The organism is Candidatus Bathyarchaeia archaeon (assembly GCA_035935655.1).
Classification (GTDB): Archaea; Thermoproteota; Bathyarchaeia; order 40CM-2-53-6; family 40CM-2-53-6; genus 40CM-2-53-6.
Genome location: DASYWW010000011.1, coordinates 51,320 through 72,720 on the forward strand (window position 1 = coordinate 51,320; position 21,401 = coordinate 72,720).

At 51.9% G+C, this 21,401-nt stretch carries 26 protein-coding genes and 1 tRNA gene; 14 read left to right on the forward strand and 13 right to left on the reverse strand.

Annotated features, from left to right (window positions below):
• Positions 1-121: 121 nt before the first annotated feature.
• Positions 122-235, reverse strand: a tRNA-Leu gene (locus VGS11_00470).
• Positions 236-424: 189 nt separating this feature from the next.
• On the opposite strand from VGS11_00470, the gene VGS11_00475 reads away from it, so the two are divergent.
• From VGS11_00475 to VGS11_00495, 5 genes are all read left to right on the forward strand, one after another.
• Complete coding sequence (locus VGS11_00475) at positions 425-871, forward strand: uL15 family ribosomal protein (protein HEV2118571.1); 447 nt, start codon at positions 425-427, stop codon at positions 869-871.
• Positions 872-889: 18 nt separating this feature from the next.
• The gene (gene secY / locus VGS11_00480; GenBank protein ID HEV2118572.1) at positions 890-2,374 is read left to right on the forward strand and encodes a preprotein translocase subunit SecY; all 1,485 of its coding nucleotides are present in this window, start codon (positions 890-892) and stop codon (positions 2,372-2,374) included.
• A gap of 9 nt (positions 2,375-2,383) precedes the next feature.
• Positions 2,384-2,974 carry an adenylate kinase gene (locus tag VGS11_00485; GenBank protein ID HEV2118573.1) on the forward strand — a complete coding sequence of 197 codons (591 nt, stop codon included), beginning with the start codon at positions 2,384-2,386 and terminating at the stop codon, positions 2,972-2,974.
• The gene (locus tag VGS11_00490; protein ID HEV2118574.1) at positions 2,971-3,525 is read left to right on the forward strand and encodes an EMC3/TMCO1 family protein; all 555 of its coding nucleotides are present in this window, start codon (positions 2,971-2,973) and stop codon (positions 3,523-3,525) included. The genes VGS11_00485 and VGS11_00490 overlap by 4 nt, the downstream gene beginning before the upstream one ends.
• Before the next feature lie 271 nt (positions 3,526-3,796).
• The gene (locus VGS11_00495; protein ID HEV2118575.1) at positions 3,797-4,381 is read left to right on the forward strand and encodes an AAA family ATPase; all 585 of its coding nucleotides are present in this window, start codon (positions 3,797-3,799) and stop codon (positions 4,379-4,381) included.
• Here the strand turns inward: VGS11_00495 and VGS11_00500 are convergent.
• A complete protein-coding gene (locus tag VGS11_00500; GenBank protein ID HEV2118576.1) occupies positions 4,378-4,512 on the reverse strand; it encodes a hypothetical protein in 135 nt (44 codons plus the stop codon). The two genes, VGS11_00495 and VGS11_00500, sit on opposite strands and share 4 nt — an antisense overlap.
• Before the next feature lie 33 nt (positions 4,513-4,545).
• Between VGS11_00500 and VGS11_00505 the strand changes: the two genes are divergently transcribed.
• Positions 4,546-5,178: a VIT1/CCC1 transporter family protein gene (locus VGS11_00505; protein HEV2118577.1), complete on the forward strand. Its 633-nt coding sequence runs from the start codon at positions 4,546-4,548 to the stop codon at positions 5,176-5,178.
• Here the strand turns inward: VGS11_00505 and VGS11_00510 are convergent, their stop codons facing one another.
• The gene (locus VGS11_00510) at positions 5,179-6,165 is read right to left on the reverse strand and encodes a pyridoxal-phosphate dependent enzyme (GenBank protein HEV2118578.1); all 987 of its coding nucleotides are present in this window, start codon (positions 6,163-6,165) and stop codon (positions 5,179-5,181) included.
• Between the two features lie 62 nt (positions 6,166-6,227).
• On the opposite strand from VGS11_00510, the gene VGS11_00515 reads away from it, so the two are divergent.
• The 3 genes from VGS11_00515 (at position 6,228) to VGS11_00525 (ending at position 7,600) form a co-directional block, all read left to right on the forward strand.
• Positions 6,228-6,620 (forward strand): RidA family protein, encoded by a 393-nt coding sequence (locus tag VGS11_00515; protein HEV2118579.1) that lies wholly within the window; start codon positions 6,228-6,230, stop codon positions 6,618-6,620.
• A gap of 32 nt (positions 6,621-6,652) precedes the next feature.
• The gene (locus VGS11_00520) at positions 6,653-6,991 is read left to right on the forward strand and encodes a nitroreductase/quinone reductase family protein (protein ID HEV2118580.1); all 339 of its coding nucleotides are present in this window, start codon (positions 6,653-6,655) and stop codon (positions 6,989-6,991) included.
• Between the two features lie 159 nt (positions 6,992-7,150).
• Positions 7,151-7,600, forward strand: coding sequence for a hypothetical protein (locus VGS11_00525; protein HEV2118581.1), 450 nt, complete (start codon positions 7,151-7,153; stop codon positions 7,598-7,600).
• A 13-nt stretch (positions 7,601-7,613) separates the two neighbouring features.
• On the opposite strand, the gene VGS11_00530 is transcribed toward VGS11_00525, so the two are convergent.
• Positions 7,614-7,829 carry a hypothetical protein gene (locus VGS11_00530; protein HEV2118582.1) on the reverse strand — a complete coding sequence of 72 codons (216 nt, stop codon included), beginning with the start codon at positions 7,827-7,829 and terminating at the stop codon, positions 7,614-7,616.
• Positions 7,830-8,446: 617 nt separating this feature from the next.
• Between VGS11_00530 and VGS11_00535 the strand changes: the two genes are divergently transcribed.
• The gene (locus tag VGS11_00535; protein HEV2118583.1) at positions 8,447-8,839 is read left to right on the forward strand and encodes a hypothetical protein; all 393 of its coding nucleotides are present in this window, start codon (positions 8,447-8,449) and stop codon (positions 8,837-8,839) included.
• A gap of 10 nt (positions 8,840-8,849) precedes the next feature.
• Here the strand turns inward: VGS11_00535 and VGS11_00540 are convergent, their stop codons facing one another.
• Positions 8,850-9,251, reverse strand: a complete 402-nt coding sequence (locus tag VGS11_00540) for a VOC family protein (protein HEV2118584.1) — start codon at positions 9,249-9,251, stop codon at positions 8,850-8,852.
• Positions 9,252-9,841: 590 nt separating this feature from the next.
• Between VGS11_00540 and VGS11_00545 the strand changes: the two genes are divergently transcribed.
• Positions 9,842-10,438 carry a QueT transporter family protein gene (locus VGS11_00545; protein HEV2118585.1) on the forward strand — a complete coding sequence of 199 codons (597 nt, stop codon included), beginning with the start codon at positions 9,842-9,844 and terminating at the stop codon, positions 10,436-10,438.
• Between the two features lie 4 nt (positions 10,439-10,442).
• On the opposite strand, the gene dinB is transcribed toward VGS11_00545, so the two are convergent.
• From dinB to VGS11_00560, 3 genes are read right to left on the reverse strand one after another with little or no spacing between them, the layout of a single operon-like run.
• Positions 10,443-11,525, reverse strand: coding sequence for a DNA polymerase IV (gene dinB, locus VGS11_00550; GenBank protein HEV2118586.1), 1,083 nt, complete (start codon positions 11,523-11,525; stop codon positions 10,443-10,445).
• Positions 11,526-11,528: 3 nt separating this feature from the next.
• Complete coding sequence (locus VGS11_00555) at positions 11,529-11,963, reverse strand: hypothetical protein (GenBank protein HEV2118587.1); 435 nt, start codon at positions 11,961-11,963, stop codon at positions 11,529-11,531.
• A 56-nt stretch (positions 11,964-12,019) separates the two neighbouring features.
• Positions 12,020-12,493 (reverse strand): hypothetical protein, encoded by a 474-nt coding sequence (locus VGS11_00560; protein HEV2118588.1) that lies wholly within the window; start codon positions 12,491-12,493, stop codon positions 12,020-12,022.
• A gap of 189 nt (positions 12,494-12,682) precedes the next feature.
• Between VGS11_00560 and VGS11_00565 the strand changes: the two genes are divergently transcribed.
• A complete protein-coding gene (locus VGS11_00565; protein HEV2118589.1) occupies positions 12,683-16,087 on the forward strand; it encodes a DNA polymerase II large subunit in 3,405 nt (1,134 codons plus the stop codon).
• Between the two features lie 15 nt (positions 16,088-16,102).
• Positions 16,103-16,366: an ArsR family transcriptional regulator gene (locus VGS11_00570; protein ID HEV2118590.1), complete on the forward strand. Its 264-nt coding sequence runs from the start codon at positions 16,103-16,105 to the stop codon at positions 16,364-16,366.
• Between the two features lie 62 nt (positions 16,367-16,428).
• On the opposite strand, the gene VGS11_00575 is transcribed toward VGS11_00570, so the two are convergent.
• The 5 genes from VGS11_00575 to VGS11_00595 all read right to left on the reverse strand — a co-directional run bounded on the left by VGS11_00575 (position 16,429) and on the right by VGS11_00595 (position 19,295).
• Positions 16,429-17,001: a CHRD domain-containing protein gene (locus tag VGS11_00575; GenBank protein ID HEV2118591.1), complete on the reverse strand. Its 573-nt coding sequence runs from the start codon at positions 16,999-17,001 to the stop codon at positions 16,429-16,431.
• Between the two features lie 132 nt (positions 17,002-17,133).
• Entirely contained in the window at positions 17,134-17,514 is a 381-nt protein-coding gene (locus VGS11_00580) for a hypothetical protein (protein HEV2118592.1), read from the reverse strand.
• Between the two features lie 78 nt (positions 17,515-17,592).
• The gene (locus VGS11_00585) at positions 17,593-17,865 is read right to left on the reverse strand and encodes a hypothetical protein (protein ID HEV2118593.1); all 273 of its coding nucleotides are present in this window, start codon (positions 17,863-17,865) and stop codon (positions 17,593-17,595) included.
• 560 nt (positions 17,866-18,425) lie between these two features.
• Complete coding sequence (locus VGS11_00590; GenBank protein HEV2118594.1) at positions 18,426-18,761, reverse strand: hypothetical protein; 336 nt, start codon at positions 18,759-18,761, stop codon at positions 18,426-18,428.
• Positions 18,762-18,848: 87 nt separating this feature from the next.
• Positions 18,849-19,295, reverse strand: a complete 447-nt coding sequence (locus VGS11_00595) for a hypothetical protein (protein HEV2118595.1) — start codon at positions 19,293-19,295, stop codon at positions 18,849-18,851.
• A gap of 146 nt (positions 19,296-19,441) precedes the next feature.
• Between VGS11_00595 and VGS11_00600 the strand changes: the two genes are divergently transcribed.
• Positions 19,442-21,340, forward strand: coding sequence for a beta-propeller domain-containing protein (locus tag VGS11_00600; protein HEV2118596.1), 1,899 nt, complete (start codon positions 19,442-19,444; stop codon positions 21,338-21,340).
• Positions 21,341-21,401 lie beyond the last annotated feature (61 nt).

Sequence of the window (21,401 nt, forward strand, 5' to 3'; positions counted from 1 at the left end):
AGCCCAGACAGAACGAGGATCCGGAAAGCAATTTCTTATAACTTTTGCAGAGTCCCCGTGTGCCAAAGCGGGCGAGAGGAAAGCTAGAAGCAGTGAGATGCTGCAAGGTGCTAGTCTTTGTTGGTGCGGGAGGTGGGATTCGAACCCACGAACCCCTACGGGACAGGCGCCTCAGGCCTGCGCTTCCACGACCCTTGAACGAAGGGTCTCTTTGACCTGGCTTGGCAACTCCCGCATACCAAGTCTCTTCCCGCATCGCAAGGGAACAAATGCAAGGCCCTAATTGGCTTTCCCCGGTGTACCCAAGTCACGTTTTCCTGACGATACTGGAAAAACGTTTAATTCCGCCGCGACCGGTCCCCACAAACGCTCAGACTAGAGCATGATCTAGCAGCCAAAAGATCACACATGTGAACCCCCGGCCATGACTACAGCAAAGAGAAAAACACGGAAGCTAAGAGGCTCTAGATGTCACGGGTGGGGACGTTCAGGTCAACACCGAGACTCAGGAATGCTCGGCGGCCATGGTAATGCTGGCTGGAAACGCCATAAATGGTCAGCAGTCATACGCTACGATTTGCAGATGGGAAGCCGAGGCTTCCACCCCGTCAGGCAGAAGATAACCAACGCGATCAACGTAGGCGACCTTGTTCTCCAGTTGGATCGTTTGATCGAAGAAGGCTCGGCGAAGCAAGCAGGAAAGATGGTCGAGGTCGACCTTGGAAAAGCAGGCTACCAAAAACTACTCGGAAATGGCGGGATAAGTCAGCCGCTAAGAATAATTGTTGCAAAGACCTCCGAACGTGCCCAAGAAAAGATCGGAAGGGCAGGCGGAGAAATCGTCCTCCCAACAAAGACCAAAGAGGACTGATCACTAACGGTCAGGTTCATAGAACTATTCCAACCCCTGACCAGAATCCTCCCCGGAGTCAAATCACCAACAAGAGACGTCGGCTTCACTGAGAAACTGATCTGGACCGCCATCACACTCGTCGTCTATCTGATAATGGCTGAGACCCCGATATACGGAATTACACACACTGGCAACATCAACGACCAGTTCGGACCCCTACGAGTCATCTTCGCATCAAACAGAGGAACACTGGTCGAGCTGGGAATCGGGCCCATAGTCACAGCCGGTCTAATCCTCCAAGTGCTCTCAGGCTCCAAGATGATCAATGTCGACTTCACAAACCCGGCAGACCGAGCGTTGTTCACCGGCGCGAGCAAAGTACTCTCGGTGTTCATGACTATCTTCGAAGGAATAGCCTTCCTGATAGGCGGAGCATACAACGTCACCAACACTGCTGGCCAACTTATCACGCCTAGTCTACAAGCTCAGTTCCTAATCCTTACTCAGCTCGTGGTCGCGGGCGTAGTCATCATACTCCTCGACGAGATGCTGCAGAAAAAGTGGGGCTTCGGAAGCGGAATCAGCCTCTTCATAGCAGCAGGAGTCTGCCTATCCATAGTATGGAGCACCATCGGACCAATATCCCCTGTCGCAGATGGAAAATACTTCGGCGCCATCTTCGCCTTCGCACAATCCATAGGACCGGTACTGCAGAACCCCGGCAGCTTCTCGTCATGGCAAAGCGCGCTCTACAGGGGAGGAAGCGGGCTCCCAGACATGGTCGGACTATTCACAACTCTAGGCGTGTTCATCCTCATAATCTACCTTAACGGACTAAGAGTGGAAGTCCCAGTCTCATACGCCCGGTACAGGGGTTTCAGGGGACGCTTCCCAATCAAATTCTTCTACGTATCAAACATACCCGTCATCTTCGCCGCTGCCCTATTCGGAAACATCTTCTTCATTGGACAACTCCTCTTCCAAAGATACAATCCCACATGTTCCAGTTCGGGAATAAACTTCTGGCTCAGCCTAATCCCCGGCTGCTTCGTACCGACAAGCTCGACCAATGCACAACTCGTCCCCAGCAAAGGACTCGCCTACTACACCTTCGCACCCCGATCCATCACAGTCGTCCTCCAAGACCCCATCAGAGCCGCAGTCTACATGGGCATCTTCGTTCTAGCCTGCGTATTCTTCGCCGTAACGTGGGTCGAAGTTGGCGGAATGGACTCTAAAACAGTGGCAAAACAACTCATAGACTCCGGAATGCAGGTAGAAGGATTCAGACGTTCCGGCACCACCATAAAACAAATCCTTGACCGCTACATTCCAACCGTAACAGTCATAGGCGGAATTACCATCGGAACCATAGCCGCAGGCGCTGACTTCCTCGGCGCATTCGGCACCGGGACAGGCATCCTACTTACAGTAGGCATCATCGAACAATACTACGAGATACTCGTGAAAGAGAGGATTACCGAGATATACCCTGGAGTCAAAGGATTCCTCGGACAGTGAGCCAGAAAATTGTCACGTACTATCATAGTAGCAGGGATACCCGGGGTCGGCAAGACCACCGTCCTGCAAGAACTGGACACTGTCGCCCACGAAAAGAACATTCCGCTGAAGATCCTCAACTTTGGAAACGTAATGAAAGAACTTTTCAAAAAGCGTGGAAAGACCGTCCATCGAGACCACATGCGCCGCCAAGACCTTGAACTCCAAGCCAAGGTCCAAGAACAAGCCGCGCGCGAGATCGCAAGGACCGGGGGTAAATCGGCAGTGGTCGTTGACACTCACATGTTCATCAGGACCAAGGATGGAATCTGGCCCGGAACACCGCGAAGGGTCCTAGAAGCTCTTGACCCCGGCCTGATAATTCTGATTGAAGCAGATCCCGAGGATATTGCTAGGAGGCGGAATGCTGACAGAACACGCGAGCGAGATAGCAAAACCGTAGACGAAGCACGGACAGACCTTGAATGGTCAAGATACATGGCGAGCGCCAACGCAGTACTCGCAGGTGCACCGATTCAAATAGTTCTGAATCCTGACGGGCAGCAGAGACGAGCGGCTGAGGACTTGTTGGCCCTTATACAGAAGCGGACCCTCCAATGACTTTCATCGACGACATTCTGAACGCTTTGGCTGCTCCTCTTCGTCAGTACAATCATCCACCTGCTTCGACACTTCTTGTGCTTGGCGCAGCTATCGTCCTCTCGCTCATCACCATGTCCGCCAACAGATTTCTAGTGAACTACAAGATGATCGCAAATTCAAGACGGGAGTACATGGCGTGGACCAGTGCGGTACGAAAGGCCAAGAAAGACGGAGACGAAAAGGCACTTGAGAAATTGATGAGACGTCAATCTGCCATGATGAAGATGAGTTCCCGCTCAACTTTCGAGCAGTTTAAGACATACCCGATTACGATCATTCCCTTTCTCTTGATCTACTATGCGGTGGTTAGGGCGGTAGGTTCGATCCCCGTAGCGTTCGCACCGCTCATTCTTCCTTTCACTGGGACAACGGGTAATGGCATGTTCTCCGTACTGGGGTTGTTTTACTGGTATCTGATATGCTCGTTCACTCTCAGCATTCCTCTGTCGAGATTGTTTGGGGTCCAATCTTCGTTTTCAATGACTCCGAGCGGGGGAGATTCTAGTTGACGCGCCCGTCACAGAGGACGAGCGGACGTCGAAAGAAAGTGCTTACTCTTCCGTCCGGAGTTAGGTCCATTCATTTTGCGCCGCGCGCTCACAAAACTGCACAATGTTCGCGATGTGGTGCCCAGTTGCATGGAGTGGTTACGGGGAGACCCGTCGGGGTGGCGCGGAGCTCTCGAGTCCCTTCGCGTCCCTATGCTGGAGTGCTTTGTGGCAACTGTTTGGCGTCTGAGATCAGACGCGTTGCTCGCTCGTCAGGTTCCATCGATTGATTGTGACCATTAGTGGGCCACACGGGTCCGGCAAGTCCACGTACGCGGCGAAGCTGGCTGGATCGCTTGTTCTCCGCCATGTATCCGCTGGGTCGTTGTTCAGAAAACTAGCTGACGAGAGGAAGGTTTCGCTGGAAAAATTTCAGGAGATGGCTGCAGCCGATCCGAGTATTGACCGGTTGGTAGATGAGAGGACAATGGCAGAGGCTGAAAAGGGTAACGTGGTCGTTGATGGCCAACTCGCCGGGTGGATTCTGAAGGAGATTTCCGACTTGAGGATCCTGTTGACTGCGCCCCTAGTCGTACGACTGGAGAGGATTGCGGCAAGAGATCGCGTTAGTCTGGAGGAGTCACGAAGGCAGACCTTGCACAGAGAAAGAGTGCAAGCTGAGAGGTATAGGAAACACTATGGGTTCAGCGTAGACGACTGGTCAGTGTACCATCTAATCCTGGATACGAGCTTTGGCTCGATTGAGGACACAGCTAACGTCCTCCTCGCCGCAGCTCATACCGCCGAGAACGCAAAGGTCGGGAAGAGCCCGGAGAAGAACCCGGGGCCACAGCCCATTGCGGCAGGCAGGCACTAATCGCCCATGACCGACTCGCCGAGCACGAAAGTAGCGAACTCCTCTGGGACCATATTCGAATAGACCCAGCAGCGATTCTCTATCGAGCCATCGTCGAGTAACAGCATGCTCATGGCAGGGAGTCTAGCCATGGCCACGCAGGCCCCAATTGGGGATGACAACGTCTGGCAGTACAGAGCACCGAACTTGTAGTTCAAGAGACAGGGAGTCGAAGCGCTGAACTTGTCTTCGGCTCCATAGACGGCCTCTTCTCCGTACTGGGAATCATTTCGGCGGCCGGGTCCGCAGCGCTCATACCGGTCCAGATTTTCGCGACGGGTGTAGGCGGGGCGGTGGCAGGCGCTCTATCGGTTTTTGCAGCAACTTACCTGTCTGAGACCCACGAAAAGAAGACCCAGTTGCTGGAGGCAATAACGAGGACAAATCGCCAGCGGTTGAGACAAACAAACGGCAACAAGAAAAAACCGGTTCCTCTAACGACGGAGCATCCGAAAATCCATCGACTATTGGGAAGAATCAATCGGAGGGCCCTGGGCTCCGGAGTGGTCACAGCGATGACCTCTGCTCTGGCCTCGTTGGCGTTGTTGTTTCCCTTAGTGCTCTTTCCGGTAACCTATGCTGTGACAGCATCCATCATCATCGGAGTCCTCCTTCTCTTCTTGCTTGGAGCGTTCCGGGGAGTTACTCTGAAACAGTCAGCCCCCAAATCAGCCTTGAAGATGGTAATCCTAGGAATCCTCGTGATTCTCGCGAGTAAAGTCCTCGGATCCTACGTTCTCAAGTTCGTAACTCAATAGCTAAGGGATACCTCCTCCAAGGATCTTCACCAGTTTTGTAGAATCAATATTCCCCCCAGACACGATGCAGACGATCTTCCCTGAACCAGCCTTGCCCGTCATAGCCGCAGCAACTCCCGCCGCCCCAGCGCCTTCAGCGACTATTCTGTTGCGCTCTATCAACAGCTTGATAGCCGCAGCAATCTCAGAGAGAGAAACGACCAAGGGCAGAAGCAGATTTCTTGCTCGTTCCCACATCTCAGGGAGAACACTCTTCCCTCCAATACCATCAACGAAACTTGGAACTCTATCGATCTCCGTTGCCCGGCCAACCCTGAACGAAGCAGACAGGGGAGCCGCGGTCTCCGGCTCCACGGCATAAATTCGGGTCTGAGGACTTTTCGCTCGGATCGCAGATGCGATGCCAACCGATAACCCTCCGCCTCCAAAGGGTATGACGACCGAGTCTACATCAGGCATATCCTCCAAGACTTCAAGTCCCGCAGTTCCGTTTCCCGCCATCATTCGAATATCTGCGAACGGGTGGATGAAAACTGAACCGTCCAACGGCGGATATCGATGAGTCACAACGACCTTCCAAACATCATCAAAAGATACCTGGATTATCTTAGCGCCAAATCGTCTGATTGCCGCGAGCTTCGTTTCAGGAGCATTATCTGGAACAATGACAGTGCAGGGAATCTTGTTTTGACGGGCTTGCCAGGCTAGGGCCTGTGCCATATTTCCGGCGCTGCAAGTGTATACTCCACGTTCTCTGGCCTCGGGACCGGCAAGAGCGATCGCATTACTCGCGCCTCGGACTTTGAAAGAACCTGTTGGCTGCAAATTCTCCAATTTTAGAAAGATATCTGCGGGTGCGTCGTCCACGTTCAGGCGCACAATTGGAGTTCGCAGAACTGTTCCTCTGATCCGGTCTCGGGCTTCTTCAACTAGTTTCAGGGGTATCGAACCCTGGATTTCTAGTGTTGAGGCAGTTTTTTTCAGCATGTCCGGTCTTTATTTGGTCCCTTCTCTCAACTCTTAAACACCGAGGAAGGGGCCGACCAAGTATGAAGAAGGAAGCTGTAAGAACAGGTCCAGCGCCTTTGGGTCTTCCATTCTCACCCGCGGTCAAGTTTGGAGAATTATTGTTTGTTTCAGGACAGGGGCCTATTGACAAGAACGGGAAAGTCATTCCGGGAAATATCAGAGCTCAGACGAAGGCTACACTCGAGAACTTCAAGAGGATAATGGAAGCGGCGGGGTCCGACATGAACCATGTGCTGCAGACGACGGTCTACATCAAGGATCTGGCAGAGTTTTCTGAGATGAACGAGGTCTACTCCAGTTTTTTCGATGATCCTAAGCCCGCTAGGACGACGGTCCAGGCAGGGGATCTGCTATTCGGGATGAGGGTAGAGGTTCAGGGCATAGCTTATGTTCCGGATAAACAGAAGACGTAACCATATTCCAAAGTTCTCTGAGGGGTCGCTTACTGAAAGACCGCAAACACCAGTTCCTCTATCTTACGACTGAAGGCTGGAAGACCAAGACACCTCATAGAATAGAAATCTGGTATATCCGACATCAAGGACGCTTCTATCTCATCTCACAATACCGAGACGAGGCTCACTGGGTACAGAACATCAAGAACCATCCGCGAATCTCATTCGAAGTAGACGGGGACAACTACGTGGGACTTGGGAGAGTCGTGGATCCTGATGACGAGGCGGAGCTAGCGAAGCAGGTATCGGAGCTGATGGATGCCAAGTATCAATGGAGCGATGGCCTCATTGTAGAACTCCGACCGGAACCGGGAGTCCTGCAGAAGTAGCTCTCCACGGCTGCTTCCATCGACAACCACAACCTTGATCGCAACTCGAGTATGGATGCTGGTCTGTAAACAGACCGAATCCCCCTTTTTCCGTAAAAACAGGAAGACAAAGGTTTGTACTTATATCGAGGACCCTCCGAGTTTTCTAGGACGATCGTATTGACGGTTTCAAGCCAGCTTTCAGCTGACACAAGTGTAGAACTTGTTGAGTTTCAACACCTGAAGGGTTTGCCGAATAACAATGCAGTCGAAGCGCTTGTGAAAAACCTAGGCGTCGTCTATGTGACATCGATCACAAGAGATGGCTGTTCGGGTTGCACGGAACAGAAACCACTATATCGGGAACTCGCCCGAAAAATGAGCGCAGATCTCCTCGAAAAGGTCCACTTTTCGAATGTTCATATTCGGTATGCTGAGGATTATACGGCCGAGTCGTGGGAGAGCAAGAGAGTGTTTCGACACGCTGCGTATCCGACATATTTGATACACGTGAGATCGAAGGAGGGTGTTCTGGAGGTTTACAGGGCAGTTTATCCGACGATGGAGGAATTAGAGAAGCAGACACGAGAATCGCTGGACCTGGCGAAATTCTACAGGGACGAAGCTTAGAATCGAGCCCGCTCTAGTTCATCCTATCTTCAAGATCATACAGGCCAGCAAGAACCTCTTGCATACCATGGTTATCGAATAATCGGAAGAATCCGCCGAGAACAAGGAATAGACCTCCAAGCTGGAGGCTCAGCACGGCTCGCGAGTAACCGAGTGTCCGGGAACCTAGAAGGAGAGACGAGATCGTCAGGGCGAGGCCGAGGAAGGCGACTATCTTGGTCTTGAGCATATCAACACTACAGCATCAATCACAAGATATGGAATGGAAGATGTAGCTATAATACTGACCCGACTTTCTCACGGAACAATAGTAAATGAGATCAAGAAAGGCACTTACGCGTCGTAAGATGCGCTCGCTAGTACCCCCCTTTTTGACGAAACGATTTCCTGTCTGGCGCAGATTCCGGGCGAGACAGGCAGGTCAGGGTGTGATCCAGCCTTGGATGGGGGTAACGCGTTTGCTGGCGCTATCCCGGATTTCACGAACGATTTAGGATCGAAATCTAGGGAATGGTTCAGAATCGAGATCAGGGCTGAGAATGAACGATTTCGCCCACTGGAATTCTGCTTAACCTCTCTTGCACCCGCGAGATGTCCTGCTCTTATCCCCCCTCCTGCGTTCTAGACAAAGTTTCCTGTCTGGCATCGATAATGGGCGAATACTAAGATTCAGGCAGGATCCGGGCTTTGATGAAAAATCGTGACCGGGGACATCTAGCGCTTTTCCTGAACAATTTGGAGCGAGATCTCGATTGGTTATTCCAGATTTGAGATCAGGGCTGAAAACAGCCGATATCTGGCATAGCCTGCCAGAGAATATGCTCTAGTCTTAAACCGCCAAGACTCTTGGCATACCTTAGCATGTCGAAAGCCACGCTGACAGTCGAACTGAAAGAACTGCATGACCGGGCAAGCGAAGCAGCCCAGTTCCTAAAATCAAAGGTAGAGGGAAAAATGAAAACCAAGGGGACACAACTACAGATCGAAGGCGCAAGAACCAAAGAAGTCAAACTACTCCTCCACAAGTTCCTCCACCATCAGGGCTTGAACCACTACAGAGTCCTGAGCCAGAGCGGAATCCTAGAAGTTACGCCACCAGAGAAACATGTAGCGCGTGAACCGGAACGCGTAGGATCCCCTCCGACTGCACCCCAAACGACCCCGTATTATTTCCCGCAGACACCGGTTCTAACAGCGGAGAAAAAGAAGAAGACCAAGCCCAGACATAAGCACGTGTAGAGCTTGAGTGTCAATTGCCTTTAGAGGGCTCGCCTGGTTTCAAAGGCCCCACAATCTCAACCACGTATCCTTCAGGGTCCTTGAAGCCCGCCGACCTAGTGCCCCAAGGACGGTTAGCTGGAGGATCTTCGAATTTCACGCCTCTTGACCTGAGAGACGAATAGACCTCATCGACATCGTTAACATCTAAATGTATTTCTGCCGTCGAACGGGAGAGCGGTGGGGCCCTGGTGAGTCTATGAAACGCAAGCCTAGATCCTTTGGTGTCGAACATTACGAAGTTATCGTTCTCCTGAGCGATGGGTAGACCGAGGGTTTCTTTGTAGAGCGCCTTGACCTCATCGAAATGAACCGTCCAAAGGGTCACGTAGGATAGTTTGCTCAGCCTCATCGTCGAATCCCGAAAGAGCATGTGAGATCGCCACTATTAGCCTATTCTGGATCAACGAGTTCTGCATTGGCCCCCTTTGGGACTGCTGTGAACTGAATGGCAATCCTCTCCTCCGCTAGTCGACGTTTCTTCTCAGGGAGTCAGTATTCCCTCGCAATATGGAGAGTTGAGTGAAGAGTAAAGGGTTGCGAACATGACTCTATTAGGAGCGGTGCCACTGGTGGGTGGCATTAATTTTGACAAAGTTCATGATGTCGCTTCGTGATGAAAACTTTCGCGTCCTAACGGGTGCCGCAATCGATCGCGGAATTTCCGTGCAAGAGCTTCTCCGAGCCGTCATAATTCCAGACTGGGTAAGGGAAACTCCCCGAGGCATAGTTGCCAATGCATTACCTTCTTTCAGAGCAGGTCGCTGACAGACAAACCATCGCAACCGTCTACCCAGTCCCTGAACTACTGAAATCGTCTTACAACTTCTATCGCTCTAAGCGCATCGCTTGCTACTCCTCGTAAGTCTTAAAACAGCGTTACCATAGCGCGTTGACATTAGTAGGCGCGTGAGTGGGGCCTTCCACCCGTTGCGCCATACAAACCCCGGAGTAGGGAGGCAAATGAGAAGAGAAACCAAAGACAAGATTACAGTTCCCCGTTCTAGAAATCTCGCGCTAGCAGCCGTATTTGGAGCACTCTACGCAGCACTCGTCATCGGATTCGCTCCGATCAGCAATCTACCAATACAGGTGAGAGTAGCAGACGCTTTGATCCCTCTTGCCATCCTGTTCGGGTGGCCCTTGATCCTCGGACTAGGAATTGGAACCGTGGTCGGTAATTTCGTTTCCGATTCGATAACCGGATTCCCATCGGCCTCGATCGGACTGGATATTGTTGGCGGAAGTCTTGTCAACCTTCTCGCCGGATTCCTAGCTTGGAAGATTGGCCAACGAAGTTGGAATATCAGGAACATGAACGCAAGCTGGTTCATCGCCACCCTCGTCGAAACTGCACTAATTTCGGTCGTTGTTGGAGGCTACCTCAGTATCGTCTTCCCTCAACTACTAGCCCTATCAATCCTAGGGGTTCTCGCTGGAGAGGTTGTGGCGATAAACATCGGTGGCTTTGTACTCCTCAACATCATTGGAAGACCAAGAAGCCTAGACCTCCTCAGATCGTGGGGGCTGCAAATCTATGGAACTAATCGAGACAAATAAATCGTCAGGCGAGTCTGACCTGCTTACCCTCAGCTGGCTTTAGGTCAGATAGTCTGACACCAACTAGCCTCATTTTCCGTCGGTCTTTCTCAAACTCTCTGAATAGCAACGTTACATATTCCCGGATGACTCCCAAGTCATCTACATATCCGGTATGAGTTTTTTCTCGGGTGAATGTTACGAACCCTTCAAACCGTACCTTGATCCCAACTGTGCGATACCATAGAGCTTCAGCCAAAAGCCTGTCGTGAACCTCGTGACTCAGAGACTCTAACGCGTCCCGGACCATCGTCTTGTTCTGAATGTCTCTTTCGAATGTCTGCTCAACACTGATCGATTTCCTGAGCCCTCTCTCTTCCACGGGTGTCTCTTCGATCCCATTGGCTATAGCCCAGAGCCAGACTCCTCCCTTTCCAAACCAGTCCGTGAGCTTCTTCGCTTCTACCTTGCGCAACTGACCGATTGTCTCGATTCCCTGGTTTTGGAGAAATTCGGTTGTCTTTTTGCCTACTCCACTGATCTTATTGACTGGTAAGTGTTCGAGAAACTTATCGACCTCCTCTGGCTGAACAAGGGTGAGCCCGTCCGGCTTCCGCATATCCGAAGCCATCTTTGAGATCGATTTGCTTGGCGAGATCCCGACGCTGACCGTGAGGCCTTCTCGCTCTTTCAAGGCCTCTTTCAGGTTGGACGCTAGAACCTTTGCATCATCATACGTTTTAGATCTCTTGCTAACGTCCATGAATGCTTCGTCAATGCTTGTCTGCTCGAAAATATCGGCAAAGCCACGCATTATATCCATCACTCTCTCCGAGGTCTCACCGTAGAGCTTGAAGTCAGGCGGAACATAGATTCCCTGAGGACATAGCTTCCAGGCCATGCTGATCGGCATCCCGGATCGAACACCAAACTTCCGTGCCTCATAGGAACAGGACGTAACGACTCCCCGACCCTTGCCATTCTTCGGGTCAGCACCGACGATCAATGGCTTGCCTTTCAATGAAGGGTCTCGATGGATCTCGCAAGATGGATAGAAAGCGTCCAGGTCACAGTGAAGAATTATTCTCGACCGCGAGCTTGACGACATTTTCTAGGGTTCGTAGTTGTAGGCAAAACCTGTGTATCTTGTTTGAGCCAATGAGCCAGACTTCGGATCTACTTTGAGTCCAAAGTCTTCGAGGAACTTTGCTCCCAATACGGGAAGGGCCCCCTCGTAGGTGGCGGCTAGAGTTACGTTCTCTCTGTCGTAAGCAGCGACTACGACTGAATAGATCGAGGCGTCAACGGTGCTTCCGTCGTCCAGCTCCAACCTTGCCATCAGGGTCTCTAAGGAAGCGCCCACCTGAAACAAGATCTCAGAGGGGAGAGTTGTGAAGAAGAGTGATGGATCAATTGATACTCGGGAAATATACTTCTGCGCTTTCTCGCCCTTGACCGAAACTCTCGTCAAAGCAGGGGACATAATCCCAACCGTAAGATAGTAACGAGTTCCTTCCAGATAAGCTTCAGAGCATGTCGTGGCCACAAGGACAAGTCAGTCTTCGACATTCTCCACTCTGCCTATCCGGGATTGGGACGAGGTTATCTCACGATCGTTGTGCCAACATAAGCGTAGGTTTCGGGCATTCCCATTTCTTGCAACGTCGAGTAACGACAATACCCGTCGACAAGGAGATTTCCTTCCCGTAACAGAACGATAGGCCAGATAACTGCTCCACGTGTCTCCAACGCCGTACGCAGCTCCAAACGACGCTCCGTCAGACGGTCCGCAAACGTTCGACCAGTCTTGACGTCCGAGGATCTCAAGATCAGAGGATTAAGCGTTACATCCCCGATGTTGACAACCTCCAGTCTCCACTTCCGTTTTGGCAGCGAGTTAAGCAAGGCGTCGTCTCTTGGGTCACGCCCCATGCTCTTTTGATCCGCCTCTAGTTCTCTCCGTACCTCCGTGTTGATGAAATCATGAATATCATCAGAATCCTCAAACACTCGATATTCGATGCTGCGAAGCCGACGCACAGTCGTCAAGTTCTCCGCCGCTGGACGGACTATCATGATGTCGAAGTGCCTCCGACCCTGGTGCGGTCAGTCATAGCCCGTCCTACCTCAAACTACTCGCGTCCAGCTCTTAAAACTCGCCCCTTAGCCAGCCTGCGTGATCTCCTAGTTTGGAAAACAGTTTCAGTTGTCTCAACGAGAAATTGACCATTAACCTATTACATTAGGCAGAGTCGAAGGTCCTCCGTGCAAGTTCTAGAGAGCCGGCCCAACAACGGTTACGCGACGAGAATAGAGGAAGAATACAACCGGCAATACACAATTGCCTCAGAGGCACGAGCGAAGGGGCTCGACGCCTCCTGGAAAGTGGAATCGCAGACAACTTATGACCTGGCGGAGCGGGTGGAGAAATCAGTTGGACCAGCTGGAGTCGCAGCGCGAATCCGTGAGTTGAGCAAGCTGATCTCGCGCGAGGAGACAGCGCTGAAGATTAGCGAGGACATCGTTCTCGGCCATTTTGGAAGCCTTGAACCAGAGGATGCCGCCGAACAAGCGATCCGTACCGCGCTGGCAGTGTTGGACGAGGCGGTGACTGTAGCACCGATCCAAGGAATACACGACGTCAAGATCCGAACAAACGTTGACGGATCCAAACACCTAGCGGTCTACTTTGCAGGCCCGATGCGGTCAGCTGGCGGGACGGAGATGGGCTTGACAATGATTGTTGCGGATTATGTCCGTCGACAACTGAACATTCCCCCTTATCACGCCTCGGAACAAGAGGCGATGAGATTCGTTGAGGAACTGCGTCTCTACGAGCGATCTGTCGCGCGGTTCCAATATCGGAACCCTGACAGCGTCCTCAAAGACGCCATTATGCGCCTCACCGTAGAGCCAAACGGGGTGGAAACGGACCCCGTCGAGGTGGCTGTCAACCGCAATCTTATGCGAATAGAGACTAACCGGATCAGGGGCGGAGCGCTGCGTGTTGTAAATGATGGGTTGCTCGGACGATCGACCAAGGTTCTGAAGATCGTTGAGAAATTGGGACTGGAAGGCTGGGGATGGCTGGCTATGATGAAGACCTCGTCCTCGGAGGGAGAAGAAGCGAAAGAGTTCATGTTCATGGAAGACGTCGTCGGGGGACGCCCGATTTTCGCCTTCCCCAGCGCAGCAGGAGGCTTCAGAATACGATATGGCCGCTCGCGAAACACCGGCATGGCATCGGTCGGTGTTCACCCGGCTACCATGGAAATTCTGGGCGGTTTTCTAGCAGTAGGCGTTCAGATGAGACTGGAAAGGCCGGGAAAAGCAGGAATCGTCAACGCCGTGGATAGCATCGAGCCTCCGGTCGTGAAGCTCATTGATGGTTCAGTGATGAGGATAGACTCGCCTCAAGAAGCAAGGGCACTGCGGGAAAAGATTGAGAAAATACTATTTCTTGGTGACCTGATGGTAGGATACGGAGAGTTTCTCGAGAACAACAGGGCCCTGGTGCCATCAGGGTTCGTCGAGTCATGGTGGGCACAGTTGCTGGAGGAGAAGCTCCGCGACCCGGAAAAAAGCAACAAAGCACAACGATTACTGAATATCTCTGCGGAACGATTGCGGGAATTCACTAACAATCCATTCTTTGCAAAACCACGAGTCGCCGAGGCAATTGGATTATCCCAGTGCCTCGGAATTCCTCTGCATCCGGCATTCACTCACTTTTGGAGTCTTGTGGCAGTCCAAGACTTACGCTATCTTCGCGAGAAACTCATCCACTATCTCGACGAGTCGGGGGTTCTGCCGTATGATCAGAAGCTAAAGGATATTCTCGAACAGGCTCGCGTGCCGCACAAGATGGTGGCGGGTGCTATCCAGCTCGGAGATGATGCTTTGGTTTTCCGTGCGATTCTGAAGCTCGACGCTCCGGCAGCTCATGTTGAAGGAGAAAGCTCGCTAGAGGCCTTGAGCTCATTGGCTGGATTCCCGGTGAAGAACAAGGCGCCGATCTTCGTCGGGGCACGCATGGGCCGTCCGGAGAAGGCAAAGGAGAGGATCATGACTCCACGGGTCCACGGGCTATTTCCGACTGGGCAAGCCGGGGGTCCGCGCCGTGACTTGATAGAGGCGTCGAAGAAATCGGTTGTAACACTAGATCTGGTGGATCGAACGTGTATACAATGTGGTCGCTGGGAATCAAAACTCAAGTGTCCAGTTTGTGGGCGGGAGACGAAGATGAGTACGAACTGTTCCAAGTGCGGCCTGTCATCGCACGATTCGTCATCTACGTGCAATGGCTCGCTCATCGCCTACCGGAGCGTCAACCTGAACCTTGTCGAAATGCTAGACGAGGCAGTTCGGAGGCTCAAGCTGGGAAAAATGGAAGTGTCGGTGAAAGGAGTGAAGGGATTGATCAACAAGACCCGAATGCCCGAGCCTCTAGAGAAAGCGTTGCTACGGGCGAAAGCAGATGTCTCTGTCTTCAAAGATGGAACCTTGCGATTTGACGCTTCGAATGCTGTCCTAACCCAATTCAGACCCGGCGAAATTGGGCTTAGCCTAGAGAAGGCACGCGAAATAGGGTACACGAAGGACATGGACGGACGCGAGCTCTCGGACCCGAGACAGCTGTGCGCTTTGGAGATACAGGACCTTGTCGTCTCGGAAGCCTGCGGCGAGTATCTCTTGAAAGTAACCAAGTTCCTCGACGACCTCCTCACCTCTTTCTACGGACTAGACAAGCTCTACAAAGCCTCGAAGAGAGAGGACCTGATCGGGCATCTCGTTGTGGGATTATCCCCTCACACATCGGTGGGCGCAGTGGGAAGAATCATAGGATTCACAAAGGCAAGCGTTTGCTATGCCCACCCCTTGTACCACGCTGCAAAACGACGAGATTGCGATGGAGACGAAGACTCAGTGTCCCTCTTGCTGGATGTATTGTTGAACTTCTCCAGAGAGTACCTTCCAGATAGAATTGGGGGTTTGATGGACGCCCCACTGTTACTCGCTCCGCTACTCAATGCGACAGAAGTGGCGCGGCAAGCCTTCAACATCGAAACAGTAACCACTCTGCCTATTGCTTTCTACGAGAAGACTCTGGTGGGGGCGAATCCGAAGGAGATAGAGGACCTTGTCCCTACTCTCAATCAAGCGCGGGAATCATTATCGAATAACTGGAACATCGGTTTTACCCACCCAACAGAAGATCTAGATCGGGCGCGACTTACCAGCGCCTACAAAGAGTTGCCTACAATGCTTGACAAAGTCAAAGAGCAACTAGATCTTGCGGACAAGATCGTGGCTGTGAAAGGGGAAGAGGTTGCCAGGAAAGTCCTCGGAACTCACATTCTACGAGACTTGGTAGGGAACCTGCGAACATTCACGTCTCAGAGATCTCGATGTTCCAAGTGTAACTGGAAACCGCGCCGAGCACCCTTGAAGGGAGTGTGCGTGAAATGTGGAGGTAAATTGGGACCTACTGTGTTCAAGGCAGGCGTCGAGAAGTATCTTCAGGTCGCCTTTGACATGGTCAAACGGTACAATGTCGGGGAATACTATCGACAGAGACTTGACTTGATCAAAGTCGAACTGGACGAGACGTTCAGACCCGTTGAAGAGGACAGAACACAGACAAAGCTCTTAGTTGGAGATTTTGCCTAGAAAAGGGCTGCCAGCGTGACACCGCCCTACCATCCACGAGCCTACATTTCCGGAATGAGAAACGTCAATCGAGGACTAGCATCTAGATCGAAAATCATCGAGACCATGGAGAAGGGAAAAACAAGAATCATTGAGATAAGTGAAAAGACCGGTCTCACTGAGAGTTGCGTGAGCCATCACCTGAGATTGCTTCTCAAGCAAAGAGTTGTTTTCTCAGCCACCTTTGGACGGGGAAACAGGTGGACCCTTACAAAGTACGGGCAGGAAAAACTAGGCTGAACGCTGGTCCGGCAATATGCCCGCAAGAAAAAGGGGGGATGGTCGAGGATTCGTGGCTTAGCCTATTCGTCGCCGTGATCGTTCTCGTTTTCGCTCTCGTGTACTATCTGGCCTCTGATCTCGCCGGATGGATTTGCTTTGGTGTGGACGTTGATGTAGGTGTTGCCGGCGAGGAGGGCTTTTACAAAGTCATCCCAACTCGTGACCATTGGACTGGCTTTTGTGTTGAGGTCGGATGCGGTCCGGGTCCCTTCAGCGAGAGTCTTGCAACCGTGCGGTGAGGAGAAGAGAGTTTGGCTCCCGAAGAAGGGTATGATTACAGGCCCATTCGTTCCTGCCGCGCCAACGTGGATGTGCGACGCTGTTACGTTGACGATGTCGCAGACTATCACTCTGAACGCTATTGCGGTACTATTGTCAATGAGTCTAACAGTTGCCATTCCAAAAGCGTCCGTATTTACGGCTGGTACTTGTTGGCTTCCGGTCAGATCGATATGGAACGTCACTTGATGGATCTCGTTGTGTTCTTCTGACGTTTCATGGCCTTGGTGTTGGGCAAGTACTGGAGCTACTTGGACCGTCGCTACGAAGATGGCTAGGGAGACCAGGAGAGCAATCGAGAATACTTTTTTCAAACTAAAACCTCCGTGGCTCCCGTATCTTTCTGGGTTAGCATTTATCATTTTCTAGAGCGAGATCCGGGGATAGCCGTGGATAGAGAGGGCTGTTCACGGAAGCGAACGCGTTACGAACGGATGGGCTATTCGTCACTCCGCCGCCGGACCTGAACCTTTCTGTAGCTTCACGGTGGCCAAAACAGCTCGGTCGTCCGCATTCTCTACAACAAAGAACCATTTGCCCTTCGACTCCGCGGTAAATTCGAGCGTTGCCTTTTCAACGCCTTCCTCGCCCGTCTCGCTCCAAAATTCCTCGCCCTGATCAAGATTATCCAGATTGTCTTCATCCAGCAGGTACACGTTGACGAGGCCAGTTGCTGTGACTTCACCCGAGAACTGCTTGCCAACGTCCAGCACTACATCGTACTCGATATAGTCGCCCTTAGCGATTGTAGGGTTGAAATTGGGACCTTGTTTGATAGGAGCGGGTCTTGGTGTCGGCGCGATCTTTGGCGCATCGATCCTGGGCACGGTGACTGTTGAGGCGATCTGCTTGGGAGCAACTTTGGGTCCCGGCGTCTTAGGCGGCTCCGCTTTCGACGATTGCCTCTAATCCATTCTCGCCGGCCCCTGGTGATTTGGAGCGCCATGTTTTTCATTGGGACGGTGCTGCGCGGTCTTGATGTCTGCCTGGGAGTGATGACTAGTCGTAGGAATCTTCGATGTCGGGTGTGAGGTCAAGGGACCTCTGGGTTGGCTGATGTTGGCTAGCAATGGAAGTATGAGTGAGATGAGTATCAGTACGCCTGCGATGGACCATGACACTGCTTGGAGAAACGCCCCTATGGTCACCAATATTGCGGCCAGGTTGCCAAACAGCAAGAGTGGTCTAGAGGGCGTCATATCAACCACGAGTAATGTTCAAAGATCAATTCTGGTTGCAGAAAACGGAGTTGTAACCCGCTGAGCTCACGGAGCGGGGTACGCCGTTCTTCTTCTGGCAGATCCTTTGCCGGGAGACATGCCTCTCTCAACCGTCATTGCAACGCTCGACTTTACGGGCACCGATCCAATTCCCGTATGGTTTCTTTGTCCAAACACTCTTTTCGAGGGCCCCCGGGGACAGTCGATTTTGTTGAGTCAGGCTCTTAATGAGCCAAAGGTCTTAGCATGTGACGCCATGCATTCATTTTACTATCACTTCAAAGAAAAAGAAGTAAGATAGAGCCTTAACTTGTACGCGTGCCATTCTCACGTTAGGATGTTGGACCAATCAGTTTGGAGGTCAAGAGTCTTAACCGAACAGATCGATAATCAGGACAAAACATCACGTGTAGCAACTGAGAACATTGCTGAGCCTTGCAGACTCCGTGGAAAACCAACCACTAACCGGTACGCGAACCTTCTCTCTGTCGCGAATGCGCAAGGACTAAACGACTGAACTAATCGTTCGAACCTAATCGTTCTTTTGCTTGTTTCAAAACCCAATGTCGTGCTAGAAATGACAGTGCGATGGCCGGAAACAGGATAAGGCTGACGAGTATCAATATCGAACCCACTATTGAGCCAACGGAGCTCGCGTTCGGCTGGTTGCCTAACGTACCCGGTTGTGTCGCCTGAGCCGGACCGAACGTGCCATAATTGGAGCCATTGGACCCATGAGTTACCGAAGTCTGAGTTGAGGGTGCTAGAATCCCAGGGAGAACTACAAACGCTAAACCAATCAGTACACCCAGCACCAGACTTAGTCCCGCTTGGGTTCTTTTGCCAAGTCTCAATATCGAGCTTCCTTCTCCACTGTCTCCACGATACTCATAGGCTGAGGCTCTGTATAATCCCACATGTTAGAACAGCCCGATCCGTTTTCAGAACGGCCTTAACCTCCACGCTCGCCAAGTCTCACTCCATGAGACCGCTACCGCGGTTATGCCAAGGATAAACGCCATGATATTGTGTGCTGAGAAATCTGGTCTGTAGATGATCGGATAGACTGCGAGCATGACTGTAAACATCGTTGAATAGAACAAGTATCTCGGAAGCATGAACCCAAAAACTCCAACGAAGTTCTGTAAGACCCCGACCTTCACTTGCTCGATCAAATGATATTCACCGGTCGAATCTTTTTCCAATAAGCCCAGATCCTTGAGTTTCTCCAAGTGATGCAAAGCGACACTGGGGCTACTCAGCCCCAATGCTCTCTGAACTGGTCTAACTCCGACAACTTGGTCCCTTGACCCGAGGATATGCCAGTAAACACGCAAAGTCACACCCTTCAACTCAGACTCGATAACCCTCTCGCGTTCTTGCGCCAAGATCACACTTTCTCCTGAAGGTGAGAGAAATGCCAGGAGCAATACAAGCTTACCCTTCAGCCAAGAGAGGCGTTCGGACTTCCGAACACGGTGTTCTAAACACTGGGATTAACCCCATGCGCCGCCCTACCATATGACGGACAAACATGATACTCCGCAAAGCAACAGCAGCATACCTGCTCATCCTTACCAGCCTCACTCTCATTCCGGTTTCAGTTATGCTCACGACGCCAAACGCCCACGCAATGGTCCCCTTCGCTTCATACAAAGACCTTCAAGAATTCGCTCACACCGGAGGCTGCGGTAGCCCGACCCCGAGTCTCTACAGCCGCGGCCCGCTCGCCGCTGGTCCAGCAACATACGGTCCCGCAGGCCAATCGGAAAGCGGTTCAAGCCAGACTCCCACTCACTCCGAGACGAACCAGCAAGTGCCAGGCGTTGACGAACTCGACACCGTGAAGAACGATGGCCAGTACGTTTACACGATAACAAACAACACCGTTGCCATTGTCCAAGCCTATCCGACAACAGACGCAAGACTTCTCGCAAAAGTCGCCATCAATGAGACTTTACAAGGAATATTTGTGGTAGGCAACAGATTGGTCATCGTGAGCGGGATTCCAGGTTACCCATATCCGTACTTTGGAAGAGCAATGTTTACTGGTGCAGGAGCCGGAGTTACACAGCCTGGTTCGATCGCGACCATTTACCCTATCCGATCATTCTCAGGCACGACCTCTATTTTCGTCTTCGACATTAGTAACCATGCCAACCCGGTGATGACTACTAGGGTCGAAGTAAACGGGACTCTAGCGGGTGCTCGGCTAATTGGAAACAACGTCTACCTTGTCGCAACCCAACCAGTTTTCTGCTATGGCGAGGTCTTGCTCCCAGAACATATCGTCAACGGCAAAGCAGTAAAGGCCACGCCCGCCCAAGTCTATCACTCGGACATCATAGACGGAGGTTACAGCTTCACTACAATTGTCGGGTTCGACGCTACACAGAATAATCCCAGGCCTGTCGCGAAGATCTACCTGATCGGAACGACAAGCACTATCTACGCTTCTCTGCACGATATCTATCTCACGCAGCCAGTATGGAGCCAGAGCCAGCAGACGATAGTTCACCGTATCAACATCGATGGGCTCGCTATTACGTACGAGGCCACGGGAGCAGTACCCGGAATTGTTCTGAATCAGTTCTCTATGGATGAGTACAAAGGATACCTCCGGATCGCAACCGCCAACTGCTGCAGCCAGGGTGGTGGCGGACCCATCCCACTCGCATATGCACCAGTCAGCCAGCAAGAGACAAACGTCTACATTCTCGACAAGAGCCTCCACCCCACCGGAAAACTCGAAGGACTTTCGCCAGGGGAACAGATCTATTCTGCCCGGTTCATGGGCGATAGAGGATACCTGGTCACATACAAGCGGACAGATCCCCTCTTCGTCATTGGCCTCCAAGACCCAGCCAGGCCCTCAGTGCTCGGCCAGCTCAACGTAACTGGCGTCTCAGACTACCTACAACCCTACGACGAGACGCATCTTATCGGCATCGGCCAGTCAGGCACCGATGTAGCATGGGAGAACGCGGTCCGGTTTACAGGCCTCAAGATAAGCCTCTTCAATGTCACCGACCCCAAGGAGCCTTCGGAGACAAGCCGATATCTTATCGGGGGGCCCGGAACTAGCTCGCCCGCAATCAACGACCATAGGGCGGTTCTCTTCGAGAGAACGTTCAACCTCCTCGTGATTCCAGTCGAAGTGATTGCACCACCCCAGAATACGGCGACCATGTACTCATATCAACCGATCTGGCAGGGAGCCTATGTCTTCAACGTCACACCTGACAATGGAATCATCTTGAAGGGTAGAGTAACACAGCTGCAGAACGGCCAACTACCATCATGGCAGAACAACAACATCTTCATCACCAGAACACTCTACGTCGGAAACGTGCTATACACCATATCAAACAACATCGTTCAGATGAACAGTCTTACAGATCTCTCAAAACTAGGTGCAGTAAGCCTCACGTAAACACCGCGATAACGGACCAAGAATCCGTCGGGTTTCCTCTTTCTTTTTCCATCTTCACGAT